Origin of the sequence: Pseudoalteromonas sp. Isolate6, from assembly GCF_022398435.1 — a bacterium.
GTDB lineage: Bacteria > Pseudomonadota > Gammaproteobacteria > Enterobacterales > Alteromonadaceae > Pseudoalteromonas > Pseudoalteromonas galatheae.
Window position 1 is genome coordinate 1 of the sequence record NZ_JAKEVK010000021.1, and the last position, 15,997, is coordinate 15,997.

The following is a 15,997-nucleotide window of genomic DNA, read 5'->3' on the forward strand; positions in this document are numbered from 1 at the left end:
AATTCTTTCATTAAAAAAATCTATCTAGACGTCTAAATGGCTGCTATATTAATAAAGAGATACAGAAATGCTTTTGTGGAATGAGGATTATGGCTTTAACGCTTCAAGAGAAAATCATTGACCCTAACCAAGGGGTATATTTAATTGGTACCACACCACCTAAGATTGGCACCGACCCAGAGCAGCTAAAGTCAATTGCCGCTAAGCTTTTGGGCCGTTTACATGAGATTGAATACGACGGCGTGATCATCTATGACATTCAAGATGAAAGCAGCCGTACTCAAGTACCACGTCCGTTTCCTTTTAAGCACACCGTTGATCCGTGTGAATATAGCCAGTTGATCCGCGAATTATCACACCTTGATGTAATTACGTATAAAAGTGTGGCGCAGCGCGACAGTGAAACTTTTAGTAATTGGTTAAGCAGCACCAAACAGCAATATGGGTTAAACAATCTAGTATTAGTGGGCAGTCCGTCTTCACAAGGCGATATTAAGTTACCGCTTTCTGAAGCCTATGATGTATTGAAGCATCACCAAGATGACTTTTTCTTGGGTGGTGTAACCATCGCAGAACGTCACGCCAGTAAGCGCAATGAACACGAAAGATTAATTGATAAAACAGAGCAAGGCTGCCAATTCTTTGTATCACAAGCGGTGTATGACGCTCAGGCAACCATAGATCTAATCACAAGTTATGCTCGCACCTGTAAACAGCAAGGGCAAACACCAAAACGCATTATTCTTACCTTCACTCCTTGTGGTGGAGAAAAGACCTTGCAGTTTATGGAGTGGCTGGGGATCTCAGTACCTGAAGCAACCAAATGGCGCATGTTAGATGCAGACAATACACTAAGTGAGTCAATTCGTATTTGTAGAGAGAATCTAGATCAAATCTTAAAAAGCTGCTCACATCTAGATATTTCGCTGGGCTTAAATATTGAGAGCTTAACAAACCGCAAAGAAGAAATTGACGCGTCGATAAACCTTTATAGGCTATTAAAGGCGACCATGGAACTATGCCTTGCGGAAAAGCAAATTGCTTAATGCAGTCTAAGCCAGCTTCATCAAGCTGGCTTTTCTGTTAACCTTGCTGGATTATTCAAAGCCCAGATTAACTTAGGCTCAAGAAAGCGATTAGCCCTACCCCAAGTAACAAGCGGTAAATGACAAATGGCATCATGCCCATGCGCTCTATGATTTTCAGGAAAAAGAAGATGCAGGCATAAGCTGAGATAAACGACAGTGCCGCACCACTTAATAGCGCACTCCAATCAACCACTTCATCGCCGGTAGCAAGCTCTAAACTGTAATACAGTCCCATCATAGAAATGACCGGAATAGACATTAAAAACGAAAAGCGCGCCGCACTTTTCTTATCAAGCCCGAGTAATAAACCTGCGGTGATGGTAATACCTGAACGCGATGTGCCGGGAATAACAGCGGTAATTTGCGCAAGTCCCAATATCAGCGCGCTTTTCCAGTTTAAGGCAAATTCGTCTTTGATTTGTTTCGCTTTCACGTCGGCATACCAAAGCAGTAAACCAAATACTATCGTCGATGTTGCAATCACCCAAGCACTACGTAAATAAACTTCTACGATATCCTTAAGTAGTGGGGCTAAGACCACGAATGGAATGGTGGCAACCACAATACACCAAGTCAGCCGGCTTTCTTTCGAATGCGTACCTGAGAATGATTTGAACCATCCTGCCAGTAGGCTGACAATGTCTTGTCGAAAATAAATAACAACAGCCAACAAAGTCCCAACATGAACAGCAACATCAAAGGCAAGACCCTGATCTTGCCAACCTAGTACCTGAGAAGGTAGCAGTAAGTGGGCAGAACTCGAAATAGGTAAAAATTCAGTGAGACCTTGAATAATTGCAAGGACGACAATCTCAATAAAGCTCATTGCTTGGGAAACTCCACTTTCCATAATTTTTGAGTTGGGTTGTGATACTCCTGCCATAACTGAGCAATGGTTTTACCCTCAACAGGATGGATAAAATCAGGAGCTAGTTCAGCTAATGGCTGAAGCACGAAGGCATTTTTGGTTATTTCATCCCGAGGCAACTGAGCGGGTGATGAACAAATAAGGTGGTCATAAAAGAGAATATCGAGATCTAATGTGCGTGGACTAAACTTCTTTTCACTACAGCGACGACCATGATCGTATTCTATCGACTTGAGCAGTTTATACACTTCATCTAAAGACAGCGGTGTTTGTGCCGCAAAGACCGAGTTATAGAAGTTATTTCCTGCAAACCCGACGGCTTCACTCTCAAAAACACTTGAATGTTGAAAGTCGGGAAAGTGTTCTATCAATACGCTCAAGCCACTCAGCAAGTTTTTTTCTTTTTCTATATTTGAGCCGAGGCTGATAAAAATTTGTGCCATGATAATTCTACTTCTTACGCACAATTTCTACACCAACCGTTTGTGCTTGTGGCACGGCAGCAGGTTTACTCACTTTTATAAGCACTTGTTGTACATTAAATTCATTTAGGATCATTGCTGCAAGTTGTTCAACTAAGGTTTCTAATAGCTCAACTGGTTTTGCTTGGGTATGCGCAATAATACGCTCACTCACTTTGGCATAATCAACCGCCAAATTAATATCGTCATGGCGAGCGGCAGCGCTAATATCGGTCAACATCTCAACATCAAAGTAAAGGCTTTGTTTACTTTCTTTTTCAAAGTCGTACACTCCTATTATGGCTTCGACGTGTAGCTGTGAGATATAGACTTTATCCATGTAAACTCCAAACATGTTTATCGCTGTAATTCACCCGCATTTTCTAATCGCAATTCGCGATCTGTGCAGGACTTAAGACCGCCGATCATAGCCCAAAACAACGCAATAAAAAATAAGGAAGACAGTGTTAATCAGTTTAATGTGCGTATGTGCTTATTTATTGGGATCGATTTCCTCAGCGATTCTGGTGTGTCGGTTATTCAACCTACCAGATCCACGCTTTAATGGTTCTAATAATCCGGGCGCAACCAATGTATTAAGGTTGGGAGGAAAGATCCCAGCTGCGCTGGTGCTCGTCTTCGATATTCTAAAGGGAACCATCCCAGTGTGGGGAGCTTACTTTCTGAAAATAGAACCTGTATGGCTAGGTGCAATAGCCGTAAGCGCATGCCTTGGTCACATTTATCCTATTTTCTTCCACTTTAACGGTGGTAAAGCAGTAGCAACAGCATTTGGTGCGCTATTACCCATCGGCTTGTCATTGGGTGGATTATTGATTAGTACGTGGCTCGTGGTGCTAGCGCTAACACGCTATTCTTCACTCGCAGCGATTGTCGCAGTCGCAGCTGCTCCACTCTACACGTGGTGGATAAAACCGCTTTATACGGTGCCGGTAAGCTTTTTAACTGTGGTGATTATTATTCGTCATAGGGCAAATATTAAAAGGCTCTTAAGTGGTAAAGAGCCCAAGGTAGGGAAAAAGTCTAAAGACTAGGGTCTAGACTTTTTCTAGACTATCCAGCGGCCAACGCGGTTTAGTCTTCATATCAAGTGGCGCATGCTGACCTGCTTTTAGGCGCTGCATACCTGCATAAGCTATCATCGCCCCATTGTCTGTACAAAATTCAGTGCGCGGGTAATAAACTCGCCCTTTCATACCAAGCATCATGCGCTCAAGCTTTTGCCTAAGTTCTGTATTGGCGCTGACGCCACCTGCAATCACTAGGCTTTTAATGCCTGTTTCTTTCAGTGCCCGCTTGCATTTAATCGCTAGCGTTTCGACGACCGCGGTTTGAAAGGCATGGGCGATATCTGCTTTCGTTTGCTCGTCATCGCCTTCATTACGAATCGTGTTTGCCGCTGCGGTTTTTAATCCACTGAAACTAAAATCCAGACCTGGTCTGTCTGTCATCGGTTTTGGAAAAGTAAATCGCCCCGCTTGGCCCTGTGTCGCCATTTTCGCAAGCATTGGGCCACCAGGATAATCAAGACCGAGTAGCTTGGCAGTTTTATCAAATGCTTCACCAGCGGCATCATCCACTGACTCACCAAGTACCTCATACTCACCGATACCTGAGACTTTGACCATCATGGTATGGCCACCAGAGACTAGCAGCGCAACGAATGGGAACTCTGGTTTATCGTCTTCAAGCATTGGGGCAAGCAAATGGCCTTCCATATGATGTACGGCAACGGCTGGGATCCCCCAACCAAACGCTAACGAGCGACCAATTGAGGTGCCAACCAACAAAGCACCGACCAAGCCCGGCCCTGCGGTATAAGCAATGCCGTCAAGGTCTTCAGGACCACAACCCGCTTGCGCGAAAGCAGCTTCAATAAGGGGAATTGTTTTGCGTACATGATCACGAGAAGCAAGCTCAGGCACTACCCCACCATAATCGGCGTGTACTTTTACCTGAGAATATAATTGATGTGCCAACAGACCTTGCTCATCATCATAAATAGCAATACCCGTCTCATCACATGAGGATTCTATACCCAAAATACGCAAGTTACTTTCTCCAAACTCTTTACTGCAGCCGCTGATTATACGAAATCAACTACTCAAGTTCCAAACCAATATTTGTTTGGCCGTCAGCTAGTGCCAAGGCCTTTAACGACTTCACCGATTCGCTGCTAATACGACCCATATTTTCCACATGCTCGATAAGCTCAGCGAGGATTTCAATTTCATACTGCATCTGTGGGTGCTCACGCACTAACTCATTCGTTGGAGATATATCTTCCGCCATCAACATAAACTCGATGTATTTAGCTACCGTTGCCTGAGAAATTTTGGCAACGCTTACAAACTCATGTTCATCTTTTGTCATCAGACCTTGCAACATGCCTAACAACGCTGTCGCTACGTCGATTGCGGGATAGGTACCAAACATATCAAACTCACTGAGCTCAGGTACATTTGGCTCTACCTTTTCAACCAGCTTTTCTAAGCTAATTTTGCTCTTTGGCAGTAATATTTTCTCCCAGATTAAATTCAACGCATTTCTGAGTACTTGCTCGTCGCCAAAACCTGTTGCCTCACTAAATAGCGAGTAATTTGGCAACATACGCTCAATAATGGCAGCACCTAGGACTGCCTTTTGAAGATAATTTAACTCTCTAATTCTTTGAAAGTTATTTGCTTTGCTCATGCTTATTTCCACATTGCCAGCAATATTCAAACGCTGGTCCATTTAATTCTGCACAGTGGTTACATAGCCAATCCGACAGTTCGGCAGCACTGCGATGACGTGATTTGTTATAGTTTACCAATATTTCCTGAGCCTCGGGTAATTTTATTGCATAAACAAAGAGCTTGATAGCAGCTTGCTCTGCTGGAATTTCACCAATTGCACCTGATAAATGCTCACCTTGTAAGCGAACCTGAATATTCGCTTGCTCTAGTTGCCCTTTGAGTAAATGCGCTTCAACAAAGCCACTGATAGCGCACAATTGCACCCAATGAAAAGACTGTTCACTCATTGCATTATCTTCACTATTGAATTCGCACTCAATGTGCTCATTTGTTTCTTGATAAAATCATTCATTGTCATCACACTTAAACATCAAGCTACTTCATTAAAATACAATTATGACTCTAACAACACCGGGCCTATTATTCCCAGCAATTTCTTTATTGCTACTCGCCTATACCAATCGTTTTTTGGTACTCGCACAATTGATCCGTGAATTAAACGCCCGAGAAGGCGACACCATAAGAACCTTGGTTAAAGCGCAAATCGAAAATTTAAGAAAACGAATTAGACTGATCAGACGAATGCAAGTATGGGGCGTAATCGCGTTTTTACTTTGCACATCTTCAATGTTTGCCTTATTTCTTGAAATATCCCTACTTGGCGTTACATTATTTGGTGCGAGCCTGTGTAGCTTGACCCTGTCATTGCTACTTTCTCTTTATGAAATCCACATTTCTTGCGATGCAATCGAACTAGAATTGCAAAATATCGAGAAAAAACCTCAACAAGATTAGCGGCCTTGTTACTGCCGACTATACTAACGTTGAGTCAGCATAAAAAAGAGGAGCGATCTGTGAGCGGATTTTTGTTCTCAGATGAAGTGCAAGAAAGCCCTACAAATAAAATGGCCGATACCTACTGGGATATTCTAGTTGTAGATGATGAAGAAGATATTCACCAAGTGACCAAATTGGTATTATCTGGCTTCAAATTTGAGAATAAGGCGCTGAGATTTCATCACGCCTACTCCGCACAGGAAGCAAAAGTCATCTTAGCTGCCGAGCAGAATATCTCTGTAGGTCTCATTGATGTCGTGATGGAAAGTAATCATGCAGGACTTGATTTGGTGCGATATATTCGCAATGAGTTAGCAAACTTTGATATTCGACTAGTCCTGCGCACAGGCCAGCCAGGTGAAGCCCCGGAAGAATCAGTCATTCGTGACTACGATATTAATGACTATAAAAACAAAACTGAGCTTACAGCCGTCAAACTCAAAACACTACTCTATTCCGCTTTACGCGCTCATCGGGATATTCAAACCATAGAAAAGCACAAAATGGGACTTGAACGCATTATTGATGCATCCTCTAATTTTTTGAAGTGTAGCAATATTCAGGATTTTGCATCAACTATATTATCCCATGTATCCGCTGTAATGGGATTATCTGACTCGGAAATATACTGTGCAGCAGCGGTAAATCACCAAGCCAACGAACCGACAAAGTTTAAACTACTTGCAGCCTCAGGAGCTGGCGTAGAGCCAAGTCACGTTACTTTGCCTGAAAACGTACAAAACCTGTTTATCGAAACACATAATAAAAAAGCATCGCTCAAAACCCGTAACGAATATATTGGTTACTTCCCGTCACGAGAAGGAAGTGAAACGATGCTTTATGTGAGTAAGGATAGCGATCTTCAGAGTATGGACTTTCAGCTACTTGAATTTTTTGCAAACAATATCGCACTAGCCTACGACAACTTAAAGTTGCGTGAAACCGTCAAAGACTCTCAAAAAGAGCTTTCTTACATTCTGGGAGAAGCCGTTGAAAAACGCTCAAAAGAAACGGGCTCCCATGTAAAACGAGTGGCACATTATAGTATGCTGCTGGCGCAGTTATATGGGCTTTCTAACTACCAAGCAGAGATCATTAAATTGGCCTCTCCACTTCATGATATTGGCAAAATCAGTATTCCAGATCAAATCCTAAATAAACCCGGAAAACTCACTGATGAAGAATGGATAATTATGCAGACCCATGCGCAGCAAGGGTTTGAAATCTTAAAAAATTCAACAAATGAAATTTTGCAATGTGGCGCATTAATCGCTCATCAACATCATGAAAAGTGGGATGGTTCAGGGTACCCTAACGGCTTAAAAGCAGAGCAAATAGACATTGTTGGTAGGATCACAGCACTGGCTGATGTCTTTGATGCACTAGGAAGCGAGCGCTGTTACAAGCCTGCTTGGCCACTGGATAAAGTGATTGAGTTGGTCAACAAAGAGAAAGGTAAACAATTTGAACCCAAATTAGTTGACCTTTTTCTAAAGAATCTGGAACAATTTATTGAGATACGTGACAGGTATCCTGACTAGCTTTGTAATCAGAATGTAAAAACTTCACTTTCTTTTTCCCACTTCGTGTATTATTATTGGGAAAAGACGTAATAAATGTGTTTTAGTTGAAATTAAAAGGAATTTCACATGAGATTTGAACAACTCGAGCAGTTCGTAGCATTAGGCAATCTTAGACATTTTAGACAAGCCGCAGAACAAACCCAGATCAGTACTTCAGCGCTTACTCGAAGCATCCAAACCCTTGAAGACGAAATTGGTTGTGAACTCGTTAAACGCTCTACGCGTTCAGTAAAACTCACTGAACAAGGTGAGCTTTTCTTAAAGTATTGCAAAACAACCTTATCTGAACTGGATTTAACCAAGAAAACCATCAAGCAAAGCTTATTTGGTCGTGATAATCAAAAGTTAATTATTGGTTACACGACTCAAGCTAGCAGCATCGTACCGGTTTCTTGCGGTCAATTTTTAGCTCAGTATCCGAATGTTAAGATTGAAATGCAGTTGCAAGATGAGTTGGAGCTTACTCGTAAGCTACAACTGGGTGAAATTGATATCAGCGTGTATCTGCAGAGCGCCAACAGCATAGTGAGTGATATTCACCTACCAGATCAATTAGTCTTGTTCGTTTCGAGAAACCACCCTCTCGCAAATCAAGATAGTATCCGAAAAGCTGAATTAACCCATTACCCAATGTATGGTTGTTTCTCACAGTCAAAACAAGTTCAAAATATGCTAAATGAAGCTGTTGATTCATTAAATAAATCAACAAACGTTAAGATTGGTAATATTGAGCAAGTAATTGATGGCTTGAAGAACAGCAATAGCTTTGCGATTGCGAGTATTGAACATTCAAAGACAATCGCACAAGACCCTAACCTAGTTTTCTTAAAAACCAATAAAGCATTGGACAGAGAGCAATTGATTGTACAAACCAACCACCAAATTGGTTCGAACGCACATATAAACCACTTGCTTGAGCTAATTGAAGATGCTGCATCTTCATCTAGCAAACAGACCGTAACTTATTAGTTGCTAAAAAAACGGGCAAATAATCTCAATTATTTGCCCGTTTTTTAATAACTTGCTTTAGAGCGGTAAAAACCCCAGAACAACGCCTGCAAAAATCACCAAGCCAACATAATTATTATTTAAAAAGGCCCAAAAACACCTGTCTCTATCTCTATTACGTATGGCATATTGTTGCCTAATAAGCAGTATAGAAGCGGCGAGTAAGGCGCCCCAAAAAGCGAGATTCAATTCAAACGTTACACCAACAGCCGCCATCATCGCGATAAATGTGATGTTGAGCAGCGCAATAATACAAAGATCCCATTTGCCGAATAAAATCGCTGTAGATTTCACCCCAATTTTCAAATCATCATCCCTATCCACCATGGCATACATAGTGTCATAAGCAACCGTCCAAATTAAATTAGCAAAAAACAGTACCCAAGCGAGCATAGGTACATTCTGATTTACTGCCATAAATGCCATGGGTATTGCCCAGCTAAAGGCAGCGCCAAGTACGATTTGCGGTAAATTTGTATAACGTTTCATGAAGGGATAGACAGAGGCCAATGCAAGTGCTCCAAACGATAATGCGATGGTCTGCCAGTTTAAAAAAAGCACCAGAATAAAAGCGATTGCAACCAAAATAGCAAATAAACCTAGCGCTTCTTTACTTGTCACAGCGCCCCTTGCAAGCGGCCTTGTCGCGGTCCGCCTCACCGCACCATCAACCTTACGATCAGCAAAATCATTAATAACACAGCCCGCACTACGCATTATAAATACACCCAACGCGAAGATAGCAATAAGCCAGATACTTGGAACACCTCCAGCTGCAAACCACAGTGACCAAAGCGTGGGCCATAATAGCAATAAAGTCCCGATTGGCTTATCTAATCGCATAAGTTGGCTGTAAGCCTGCCATTTCTGATTATTAATCATAAAAGCTTTCCGATATAAAGACTTCACAAACTAAAATTTTTGCTTTGCCATTTTTAAACCAGCTTCTTCTTGCAAATAAACTCTCAGGGATATTGCGAGTTGGTGTTATGAGCTCAATAAGCGCTGGATAGTCAGAAGTAGATAAGCGAAAGTATTCGAGTGCGCCGCGCTGCCAATTTAAATCAGTAAACAGTAATTCACCCAGCGGCGTTTCACCAATTGCATCCATACCAACAATACATGCTTCCTCATTAAGCCAACTTTGCCCAAATACAACCGCTTTACCGTTACAATTTAACGTAACCTCTCGACACCAAGCCTGTTCAGAAAGCTCTGTACGTAGCGCATCTGGGGCGCATCTGAACTCATTAGCAAGTACAGTCACAGAAAATCTTTCACAAGTTTCTTTTAGTCTTGCGGTCAGAGACTGGGTCTCTAATAAATAGGGAGAAAGTGCAGGCTCAATATCTACCAACTGCGTGTTCTTCAGCCATGAGCGCTCTAAAGGTAATAGCAAAGGCAACGTTCTATTTCCGTTTTAAAAATTCGCCGTCATCATAGCAGAGCCGAGGCTTTCTAAAAAGTTTATGTTTGTGCTGAAGCCAGCTGTAAAATCAACGCAATTATGTATAAACTAAGTAAAAAGTAATTTGCATTAGGATACCTGATAAAACATGAGACTGTTGGCTGTTGTACTCACTTTGTGCATTGCATTAACCGCGGCTTCCCCTGTAAAAGCGGATTCGACTATTGGGTATTTCGGGTTTGAGCCAGATATCATCACGAATTATATAGGCCAATCTAATAAAAAGCTTGGCTATGTCCGAGTCACTGTTGATCTAATGCTGAATGATGTCGCAAATATCGCTGTGGTTGAACACCATACACCTTTACTAAGAGATGCAATAGTACAGATCCTAAGTAAAGAAAACGAAGAAACCATTAAGTCATTAACTGGCCGAGAAGAAATCAGAAAGCGCTGTGCTGAAAAGCTAAAAACACTATTAAAAGAAGAGACTGGGCAGGAAATTGTTCGAGATGTGCTTTTTACGAAATATTTATATCACTAAGCGAGCCAACTCTTACAAGAACTCGGAAGCGCTTGCTCCCGAGTTCGAAGTAACTAGCTATTCTCTTTGAGTTGCCTGTTGATAGGCCAAAATACCGCAACCAACATACCTGATAGCAATCCAAACAAGTGCGCCCAGTTAGCCATATTGATGAAAAACATATCCGTAAACCCAAACAACATCCAAAGCAGCATAAAACCAATTACAGGCTTAGAAACCAAAGCAGCTCCGGCAGGGTTTCGATGACCAATTACCCAACAAAAACCCAGTAGTCCATAGACCACACCACTTAGTCCACCAAAATTAGCGTCAACGAATAGGAACTGCATAAAATTACTGGTTAAGCCCGTTACAAGGTAAATACAGACTAACGCCCAGAGCCCTAATTTTTCTGAGATTTGCGCCCCTAAATGAAGCCACCAGCTTAAATTAAAAATTAAATGTATGGCGCTAAAATGTATGAGTGTAGGCGCTATCCAAGTCCAAGGTTTATCTAGGGAAAAACGTAGCGCAGAAAAGATGCCATTAGCGTCGCCAAATAGCATGGCGACAAAAACAATAATACTGACACCAAAAACGCCCTGTAATAACCAGTTCAATCCCAAAAAGCGCTTTACTAAGTTTAAGTTTTGGCCTTGGTAGCTAAATAACCCTTGTGTACTTCCTGTTTGCCAAGAAGCCGCTTGGTATAATTCTGCGTCGGGTTGCTCCAAAAACGTTTGCCAAAGACGCATAGCAAGTGCTTCGTCACCGCGTTCTAGCCAAACTTCAACTTGTTGCCCATCGTGACTTTGCAAAACACAATAGATCCCTTGCGTCTTAAAATAATCGACCGCACCCTGTGCTAGTCGTGCATTGTGATAATGGGCTATTAACTTCACTTTTCAATCTCGTTAGGCAACTCACTTGCCCACTGCGTAAAACCACCATCCATGCTGTAAACATCTTCAAAGCCTTGCTCAACTAGGTAGTTCGCAGCGCCTTGTGAGGAAATACCATGATAACACACCACTACAATGGGCTGGTCAAATTCTTTCTCCTGCATAAAATGCGCAAGATTAGCATTAGATAAATGTTCAGCACCTGGAATATGCCCTTGTGCAAAAGTACTTTCATCACGGATGTCTGCTACCACTACATCATCATTGCCTAAAAGCGCTTGCGTATCTGCTACTGAAATATGTTTAAAAGACATGTGTTACCTATTTAATACTAAAACAAAAGACGGCTTAAGCCGTACCGACCTAGCCGCCTTTCTATTATAACTACTCATTCATGCACTAAGCAAAGTTGAGCATTAATCCCAATTCAGAATAACTTTACCTGATTGCCCTGAAATCATCGTATCAAAGCCAGTCTGGAAGTCATCAATATGGAACTGATGTGTAATGATTGGGTCAAGGTTTAAACCTGACTGGATCAAACTTGCCATTTTGTACCAAGTTTCAAACATTTCACGGCCGTAAATCCCCTTGATCACAAGACCCTTGAAGATCACTTGGTTCCAATCCACCGCCATGTCAGAAGGAGGAATACCCAGCATTGCAATCTTACCACCATGGTTCATGCTGTTTAACATGCCCTTAAATGCAGAAGGAACACCTGACATTTCAAGTCCAACATCGAACCCTTCTGTCATGCCAAGGTCTTTCATAACCGTTTCGAGGCTTTCGTTGGCAACATTTACTGCTCGCGTAGCACCCATTTTAGTGGCAAGTTCAAGTCGATATTCATTTACATCTGTGATCACCACATGACGCGCACCGACGTGTTTAGCCACTGCTGCAGCCATAATACCAATTGGGCCCGCACCGGTAATTAGTACGTCTTCACCAACTAAGTCAAATGACAATGCAGTGTGCACTGCATTACCGAATGGGTCGAAGATAGAAGCGAGTTCATCAGAAATGTTGTCGGGGATCTTAAACGCATTATAAGCAGGAATAACTAGGTATTCTGCAAATGAACCTTCGCGGTTAACGCCTACCCCAATGGTGTTACGACATAGGTGAACACGACCAGCACGACAATTACGACAGTGACCACATGTGATATGACCTTCACCAGATACTCGGTCACCAATGCTAAAACCACGTACCTCTTGGCCCATATCGACCACTTCACCTACGTATTCGTGCCCCACAACCATTGGAGTTGGGATTGTGTTTTGTGCCCACTCATCCCATTTGTAGATGTGTACGTCAGTACCACAAATTGCTGTTTTACGGATTTTGATCAATAGATCGTTGTGCCCTACCTCCGGTTTTGGCACATCCGCCATCCAAATTCCTTCTTCAGCTTTCAACTTGGATAATGCTTTCATAGTATTCGCTCGTTAGCTGCACCGGCTTAATGCCGGTGGCAAAATTAAATGACGCCTAGGTCTTTACCAATACGGGTAAAGGCTTCGATTGCTTTGTCTAGCTGCTCAGTCGTATGCGCAGCTGAAATTTGTGTTCTGATCCTAGCTTGGCCTTTTGGCACGACAGGATAAGAGAAACCGATCACATAGATCCCTTCAGCTAACAGTCTGTCAGCCATTTCTGAGGCCACTTTGGCATCGCCTAACATAACCGGAATAATCGCGTGATCTTTACCCGCACAAGTAAAGCCAACAGCTTCCATCTTAGTACGGAAGTAAGCTGCGTTATCCCATAGTTTAGCACGTAGGGCATCACCTTCTTTCATCATGTCTAGTACTTTGATTGAAGCTGTAACAATTGAAGGCGCTAGCGAGTTTGAGAATAAATAAGGACGTGAACGTTGACGTAACCACTCTACGATCTCTTTCTTACCAGAGGTATAACCGCCCGATGCACCGCCAAGTGCTTTACCAAGCGTTCCTGTAATAATATCCACTCGGTCTAATACACCACAGTATTCCGGTGTTCCGCGGCCATTTTCACCAACAAAGCCCACCGCGTGTGAATCATCAACCATCACTAATGCGTCATACTTGTCCGCTAAGTCACAAACCGCTTTTAAGTTACAAATAACGCCATCCATTGAGAATACGCCATCGGTCGCGATAAGCTTGGTTTTCACACCAGCTTCATCAGCAGCAATTAACTGCCGCTCGAGATCAGCCATATCGTTGTTAGCGTAGCGGAAACGCTTAGCTTTACATAAACGCACACCATCAATGATAGAAGCGTGATTTAATGAGTCCGAGATAATCGCATCTTCAGGGCCTAAGATAGTTTCGAATAAACCAGCATTGGCATCAAAGCATGAAGAGTAAAGGATAGTATCTTCTGTTTCTAGAAACTCACTGATCTTTGCTTCAAGCGTTTTGTGAATATCTTGCGTACCACAGATAAAACGCACCGATGCAACACCAAAACCATGATCATCAAGGCCACCTTGCGCCGCTTTAATTAGCTCTGGATGATTCGCCAAACCTAGATAGTTATTAGCACAGAAGTTAATTACACTTTCGCCAGTCGATACTGCAATTTCAGCTTGCTGCTGAGAAGTGATAATACGCTCTTTTTTATATAATCCTTCAGCTTTTACTTCTTCAATTTGTTGCTGAAGCTGGCTGTAGAAGGCCGATGCTCTCATCTGGGAGTCTCCATTTTTTGCACGGTGATAGTAAGCTACGCATCGCCATAGGCGGATGTCATTCTCACTATCAGAAGTTAACGCCTAAGCTTATTAGCTCAAGTTAATTGGAACGTACCAATTCAATCATACCTAGTACGTAAAAAGATATCTTTATTTTAAAAGGTTCACACAATAAATGCACGATTTGCGACAACTGGCAGCAAACTTTATTTTACTCAGACAAACATAGTGCGGCTGGTACCTCCGCCAACGAACCACATACTTTATCCGCGAGCTGTTGTTGCTCTTGACTAAAACTCTGCCCAGACTCAACTAAAATGGCTGTTTTTACGCCAGCAGCGCGGGCAGCCTTGATGTCTGAGACTTTATCACCAATCATAATACTTTGCTTGGGATCCAAGTCATGCTCGGCTATCGCTTGTTGCAGCATTCCGGGTTCTGGTTTACGACAGTCACACTCTACTTTATATCGGCCTTGTGCCTTTTCAGGGTGGTGAGGGCAAAAATAAACACCAGCGATGTCAACACCATGTGCCTTAAACTGCGCGCACATCCACTCGCTTAAGGCGTGAAATTGTGCTTCATCATAATAACCTCGACCAATGCCCGACTGATTCGTCACGATCACAATTTTATAACCGGCTTTGCTAAATGCTTGACAGGCACTAAATACCCCGTCAATAAACTCAAAATCCGCGATTTTATGAACATAGGCGTGATCTTTATTAACAACGCCATCTCTGTCTAAAAATACAGCCTTATGCATTTGTCACAATCCCCTGTTCTTCTATTACCCGCTCAAACATCGTAATTACAGCATCAACGGAAATTTGAGACATGAGTTCGCTACCTTTTACCCGTGTTCCCCAGGGTAATTGGTCTGCGGTTTTGCCCTTTTGCGCAATGAGGTTTTGATGATAAACCTCAACCACATAGTCTTGATACAGGTATGGCCCTGTGCGAGTTGGATTGGAGTGAGCATACAAACCAATCACCGGCGTTCCGACTGTCACTGCCATATGAGCAGGTCCGGTATCAGGTGCTAGCACCAATTCGGCTTGCTCCAACACACAAAGTAGGGTTTTCAAGTCAGTTTTTCCCACTAAGTTTAATAACTCAGCTTGGCTGTGTTGTTGAATTTCGGCTGCTAAATTTTGCTCAAGCTCCGTTGGACCACCCGTTATCACCACCTGAAACCCTAATGCAGCAGCATGATCTGCAACCCTAGCATACCGCTCAGGAAGCCAATTGCGCTCAGCTTTACTTGCCGCGGGGGATATTACAAACACCTTACCTTCAGGTAATAGCGATTTTGCCGCAGCTTGATGAGCTGCCGTCACTGGCATCTGCCATGTCGGCTCACCGCACTCAGCCCCAATTGCACGGGCAAAGTTTTGGAAACCTTCGAGCACATGTGGCGACTGTTGAGGTGCGATCCGCTTATTAATAAACAAGCTGTGTAACTCTTTTGAGCGCCCTTTATCAAAGCCTATTTTTTGCTTTGCAGGAATAACTCGTGCAACAAGATTGGCTCTTAACGCAACCTGCATATGTAGTAATACGTCAAACTTTTGCCCTTTGAACTTTGCCTTTAACGCCTTGAGCGCGGCTTTACCCTGTTTTTTGTCAAATACGACGAGCTCAACACCGGGTAAGTCAGCCAATAACATAGCTTCTACTTTTCCTATCACCCACGTAATTTTCGCTTGCGGATGTGCACGTTGGATCGCCTGTACAGCACTCACGGCATGGCACACGTCGCCAATCGCAGAAAGTCGCAAAATACAAATAGAGGTCAAGGATTTGCTCAAAACAATAGTTCTCATGGAAAGTAACAAGCGCTTGATCTTAAATTAATCAAACAAGTTTGCAAG

The 15,997-nt window shown here is 42.7% G+C and carries 20 protein-coding genes; 6 read left to right on the forward strand and 14 right to left on the reverse strand.

The window, feature by feature from the left end:
* The first annotated feature begins 89 nt into the window (after nt 1-89).
* Nucleotides 90-1,046 carry a methylenetetrahydrofolate reductase gene (locus tag L1D50_RS04955; RefSeq protein WP_239965630.1) on the forward strand — a complete coding sequence of 319 codons (957 nt, stop codon included), beginning with the start codon at nt 90-92 and terminating at the stop codon, nt 1,044-1,046.
* Between the two features lie 67 nt (nt 1,047-1,113).
* Here L1D50_RS04955 and L1D50_RS04960 read toward each other — a convergent pair whose 3' ends face one another.
* The 3 genes from L1D50_RS04960 to folB are packed head-to-tail and all read right to left on the reverse strand — an operon-like array spanning nt 1,114 to nt 2,757.
* Complete coding sequence (locus L1D50_RS04960) at nt 1,114-1,914, reverse strand: undecaprenyl-diphosphate phosphatase (RefSeq protein WP_239965631.1); 801 nt, start codon at nt 1,912-1,914, stop codon at nt 1,114-1,116.
* Nucleotides 1,911-2,399 carry a 2-amino-4-hydroxy-6-hydroxymethyldihydropteridine diphosphokinase gene (gene folK, locus L1D50_RS04965; RefSeq protein WP_128726780.1) on the reverse strand — a complete coding sequence of 163 codons (489 nt, stop codon included), beginning with the start codon at nt 2,397-2,399 and terminating at the stop codon, nt 1,911-1,913. The genes L1D50_RS04960 and folK overlap by 4 nt, the downstream gene beginning before the upstream one ends.
* A gap of 7 nt (nt 2,400-2,406) precedes the next feature.
* The gene (folB, locus tag L1D50_RS04970; RefSeq protein WP_017216518.1) at nt 2,407-2,757 is read right to left on the reverse strand and encodes a dihydroneopterin aldolase; all 351 of its coding nucleotides are present in this window, start codon (nt 2,755-2,757) and stop codon (nt 2,407-2,409) included.
* Nucleotides 2,758-2,881: 124 nt separating this feature from the next.
* Here folB and plsY point away from each other — a divergent pair, with 124 nt between their 5' ends.
* A complete protein-coding gene (gene plsY / locus L1D50_RS04975) occupies nt 2,882-3,472 on the forward strand; it encodes a glycerol-3-phosphate 1-O-acyltransferase PlsY (protein WP_029215929.1) in 591 nt (196 codons plus the stop codon).
* Between the two features lie 3 nt (nt 3,473-3,475).
* Here plsY and tsaD read toward each other — a convergent pair whose 3' ends face one another.
* From tsaD to L1D50_RS04990, 3 genes are read right to left on the reverse strand one after another with little or no spacing between them, the layout of a single operon-like run.
* Nucleotides 3,476-4,489: a tRNA (adenosine(37)-N6)-threonylcarbamoyltransferase complex transferase subunit TsaD gene (gene tsaD / locus L1D50_RS04980; RefSeq protein WP_010607631.1), complete on the reverse strand. Its 1,014-nt coding sequence runs from the start codon at nt 4,487-4,489 to the stop codon at nt 3,476-3,478.
* A gap of 49 nt (nt 4,490-4,538) precedes the next feature.
* Nucleotides 4,539-5,132, reverse strand: a complete 594-nt coding sequence (locus L1D50_RS04985; RefSeq protein WP_010374628.1) for a YjaG family protein — start codon at nt 5,130-5,132, stop codon at nt 4,539-4,541.
* Nucleotides 5,116-5,463 (reverse strand): DUF2007 domain-containing protein, encoded by a 348-nt coding sequence (locus L1D50_RS04990; protein ID WP_010607629.1) that lies wholly within the window; start codon nt 5,461-5,463, stop codon nt 5,116-5,118. The genes L1D50_RS04985 and L1D50_RS04990 overlap by 17 nt, the downstream gene beginning before the upstream one ends.
* A 109-nt stretch (nt 5,464-5,572) precedes the next feature.
* Here L1D50_RS04990 and L1D50_RS04995 point away from each other — a divergent pair, with 109 nt between their 5' ends.
* From L1D50_RS04995 to L1D50_RS05005, 3 genes are all read left to right on the forward strand, one after another.
* Nucleotides 5,573-5,971: a DUF2721 domain-containing protein gene (locus tag L1D50_RS04995; RefSeq protein ID WP_128726782.1), complete on the forward strand. Its 399-nt coding sequence runs from the start codon at nt 5,573-5,575 to the stop codon at nt 5,969-5,971.
* Between the two features lie 59 nt (nt 5,972-6,030).
* A complete protein-coding gene (locus tag L1D50_RS05000) occupies nt 6,031-7,554 on the forward strand; it encodes a DUF3369 domain-containing protein (RefSeq protein WP_128726783.1) in 1,524 nt (507 codons plus the stop codon).
* A 108-nt stretch (nt 7,555-7,662) separates the two neighbouring features.
* Nucleotides 7,663-8,565, forward strand: a complete 903-nt coding sequence (locus L1D50_RS05005; RefSeq protein WP_128726784.1) for a LysR family transcriptional regulator — start codon at nt 7,663-7,665, stop codon at nt 8,563-8,565.
* Between the two features lie 57 nt (nt 8,566-8,622).
* Here L1D50_RS05005 and ubiA read toward each other — a convergent pair whose 3' ends face one another.
* Nucleotides 8,623-9,486 carry a 4-hydroxybenzoate octaprenyltransferase gene (gene ubiA, locus L1D50_RS05010; RefSeq protein WP_138524154.1) on the reverse strand — a complete coding sequence of 288 codons (864 nt, stop codon included), beginning with the start codon at nt 9,484-9,486 and terminating at the stop codon, nt 8,623-8,625.
* On the reverse strand, nt 9,479-10,009 hold the full coding sequence (locus L1D50_RS05015; RefSeq protein ID WP_138524152.1) for a chorismate lyase: 531 nt from the start codon (nt 10,007-10,009) through the stop codon (nt 9,479-9,481). Before L1D50_RS05015 ends, ubiA begins: the two co-directional genes overlap by 8 nt.
* A gap of 151 nt (nt 10,010-10,160) precedes the next feature.
* Between L1D50_RS05015 and L1D50_RS05020 the strand changes: the two genes are divergently transcribed.
* The gene (locus tag L1D50_RS05020; RefSeq protein WP_010607624.1) at nt 10,161-10,556 is read left to right on the forward strand and encodes a flagellar basal body-associated protein FliL; all 396 of its coding nucleotides are present in this window, start codon (nt 10,161-10,163) and stop codon (nt 10,554-10,556) included.
* 53 nt (nt 10,557-10,609) lie between these two features.
* On the opposite strand, the gene glpG is transcribed toward L1D50_RS05020, so the two are convergent.
* The 6 genes from glpG to L1D50_RS05050 all read right to left on the reverse strand — a co-directional run bounded on the left by glpG (nt 10,610) and on the right by L1D50_RS05050 (nt 15,949).
* Complete coding sequence (gene glpG / locus L1D50_RS05025; RefSeq protein WP_239965632.1) at nt 10,610-11,437, reverse strand: rhomboid family intramembrane serine protease GlpG; 828 nt, start codon at nt 11,435-11,437, stop codon at nt 10,610-10,612.
* Nucleotides 11,434-11,751: a thiosulfate sulfurtransferase GlpE gene (gene glpE, locus L1D50_RS05030; protein ID WP_128726788.1), complete on the reverse strand. Its 318-nt coding sequence runs from the start codon at nt 11,749-11,751 to the stop codon at nt 11,434-11,436. Before glpE ends, glpG begins: the two co-directional genes overlap by 4 nt.
* A gap of 102 nt (nt 11,752-11,853) precedes the next feature.
* Nucleotides 11,854-12,879 (reverse strand): L-threonine 3-dehydrogenase, encoded by a 1,026-nt coding sequence (gene tdh, locus L1D50_RS05035; protein WP_128726789.1) that lies wholly within the window; start codon nt 12,877-12,879, stop codon nt 11,854-11,856.
* 44 nt (nt 12,880-12,923) lie between these two features.
* On the reverse strand, nt 12,924-14,120 hold the full coding sequence (locus tag L1D50_RS05040) for a glycine C-acetyltransferase (protein ID WP_128726790.1): 1,197 nt from the start codon (nt 14,118-14,120) through the stop codon (nt 12,924-12,926).
* 214 nt (nt 14,121-14,334) lie between these two features.
* The gene (gene gmhB / locus L1D50_RS05045) at nt 14,335-14,889 is read right to left on the reverse strand and encodes a D-glycero-beta-D-manno-heptose 1,7-bisphosphate 7-phosphatase (RefSeq protein ID WP_128726791.1); all 555 of its coding nucleotides are present in this window, start codon (nt 14,887-14,889) and stop codon (nt 14,335-14,337) included.
* Complete coding sequence (locus L1D50_RS05050; protein WP_128726792.1) at nt 14,882-15,949, reverse strand: glycosyltransferase family 9 protein; 1,068 nt, start codon at nt 15,947-15,949, stop codon at nt 14,882-14,884. The genes gmhB and L1D50_RS05050 overlap by 8 nt, the downstream gene beginning before the upstream one ends.
* Nucleotides 15,950-15,997 lie beyond the last annotated feature (48 nt).

What these genes read in the sequence shown, in the direction of transcription:
- folK (WP_128726780.1), bottom strand. Translation starts at nt 2,399, where the DNA reads ATGGCACAAATTTTTATCAGCCTCGGCTCAAATATAGAAAAAGAAAAA.
- L1D50_RS04985 (WP_010374628.1), bottom strand. Translation starts at nt 5,132, where the DNA reads ATGAGCAAAGCAAATAACTTTCAAAGAATTAGAGAGTTAAATTATCTT.
- glpE (WP_128726788.1), bottom strand. Translation starts at nt 11,751, where the DNA reads ATGTCTTTTAAACATATTTCAGTAGCAGATACGCAAGCGCTTTTAGGC.
- folB (WP_017216518.1), bottom strand. Translation starts at nt 2,757, where the DNA reads ATGGATAAAGTCTATATCTCACAGCTACACGTCGAAGCCATAATAGGA.
- gmhB (WP_128726791.1), bottom strand. Translation starts at nt 14,889, where the DNA reads ATGCATAAGGCTGTATTTTTAGACAGAGATGGCGTTGTTAATAAAGAT.
- L1D50_RS05020 (WP_010607624.1), top strand. Translation starts at nt 10,161, where the DNA reads ATGAGACTGTTGGCTGTTGTACTCACTTTGTGCATTGCATTAACCGCG.
- L1D50_RS05005 (WP_128726784.1), top strand. Translation starts at nt 7,663, where the DNA reads ATGAGATTTGAACAACTCGAGCAGTTCGTAGCATTAGGCAATCTTAGA.
- tdh (WP_128726789.1), bottom strand. Translation starts at nt 12,879, where the DNA reads ATGAAAGCATTATCCAAGTTGAAAGCTGAAGAAGGAATTTGGATGGCG.
- L1D50_RS05050 (WP_128726792.1), bottom strand. Translation starts at nt 15,949, where the DNA reads ATGAGAACTATTGTTTTGAGCAAATCCTTGACCTCTATTTGTATTTTG.
- L1D50_RS04960 (WP_239965631.1), bottom strand. Translation starts at nt 1,914, where the DNA reads ATGAGCTTTATTGAGATTGTCGTCCTTGCAATTATTCAAGGTCTCACT.
- L1D50_RS04995 (WP_128726782.1), top strand. Translation starts at nt 5,573, where the DNA reads ATGACTCTAACAACACCGGGCCTATTATTCCCAGCAATTTCTTTATTG.
- L1D50_RS05040 (WP_128726790.1), bottom strand. Translation starts at nt 14,120, where the DNA reads ATGAGAGCATCGGCCTTCTACAGCCAGCTTCAGCAACAAATTGAAGAA.
- L1D50_RS04990 (WP_010607629.1), bottom strand. Translation starts at nt 5,463, where the DNA reads ATGAGTGAACAGTCTTTTCATTGGGTGCAATTGTGCGCTATCAGTGGC.
- ubiA (WP_138524154.1), bottom strand. Translation starts at nt 9,486, where the DNA reads ATGATTAATAATCAGAAATGGCAGGCTTACAGCCAACTTATGCGATTA.
- L1D50_RS04955 (WP_239965630.1), top strand. Translation starts at nt 90, where the DNA reads ATGGCTTTAACGCTTCAAGAGAAAATCATTGACCCTAACCAAGGGGTA.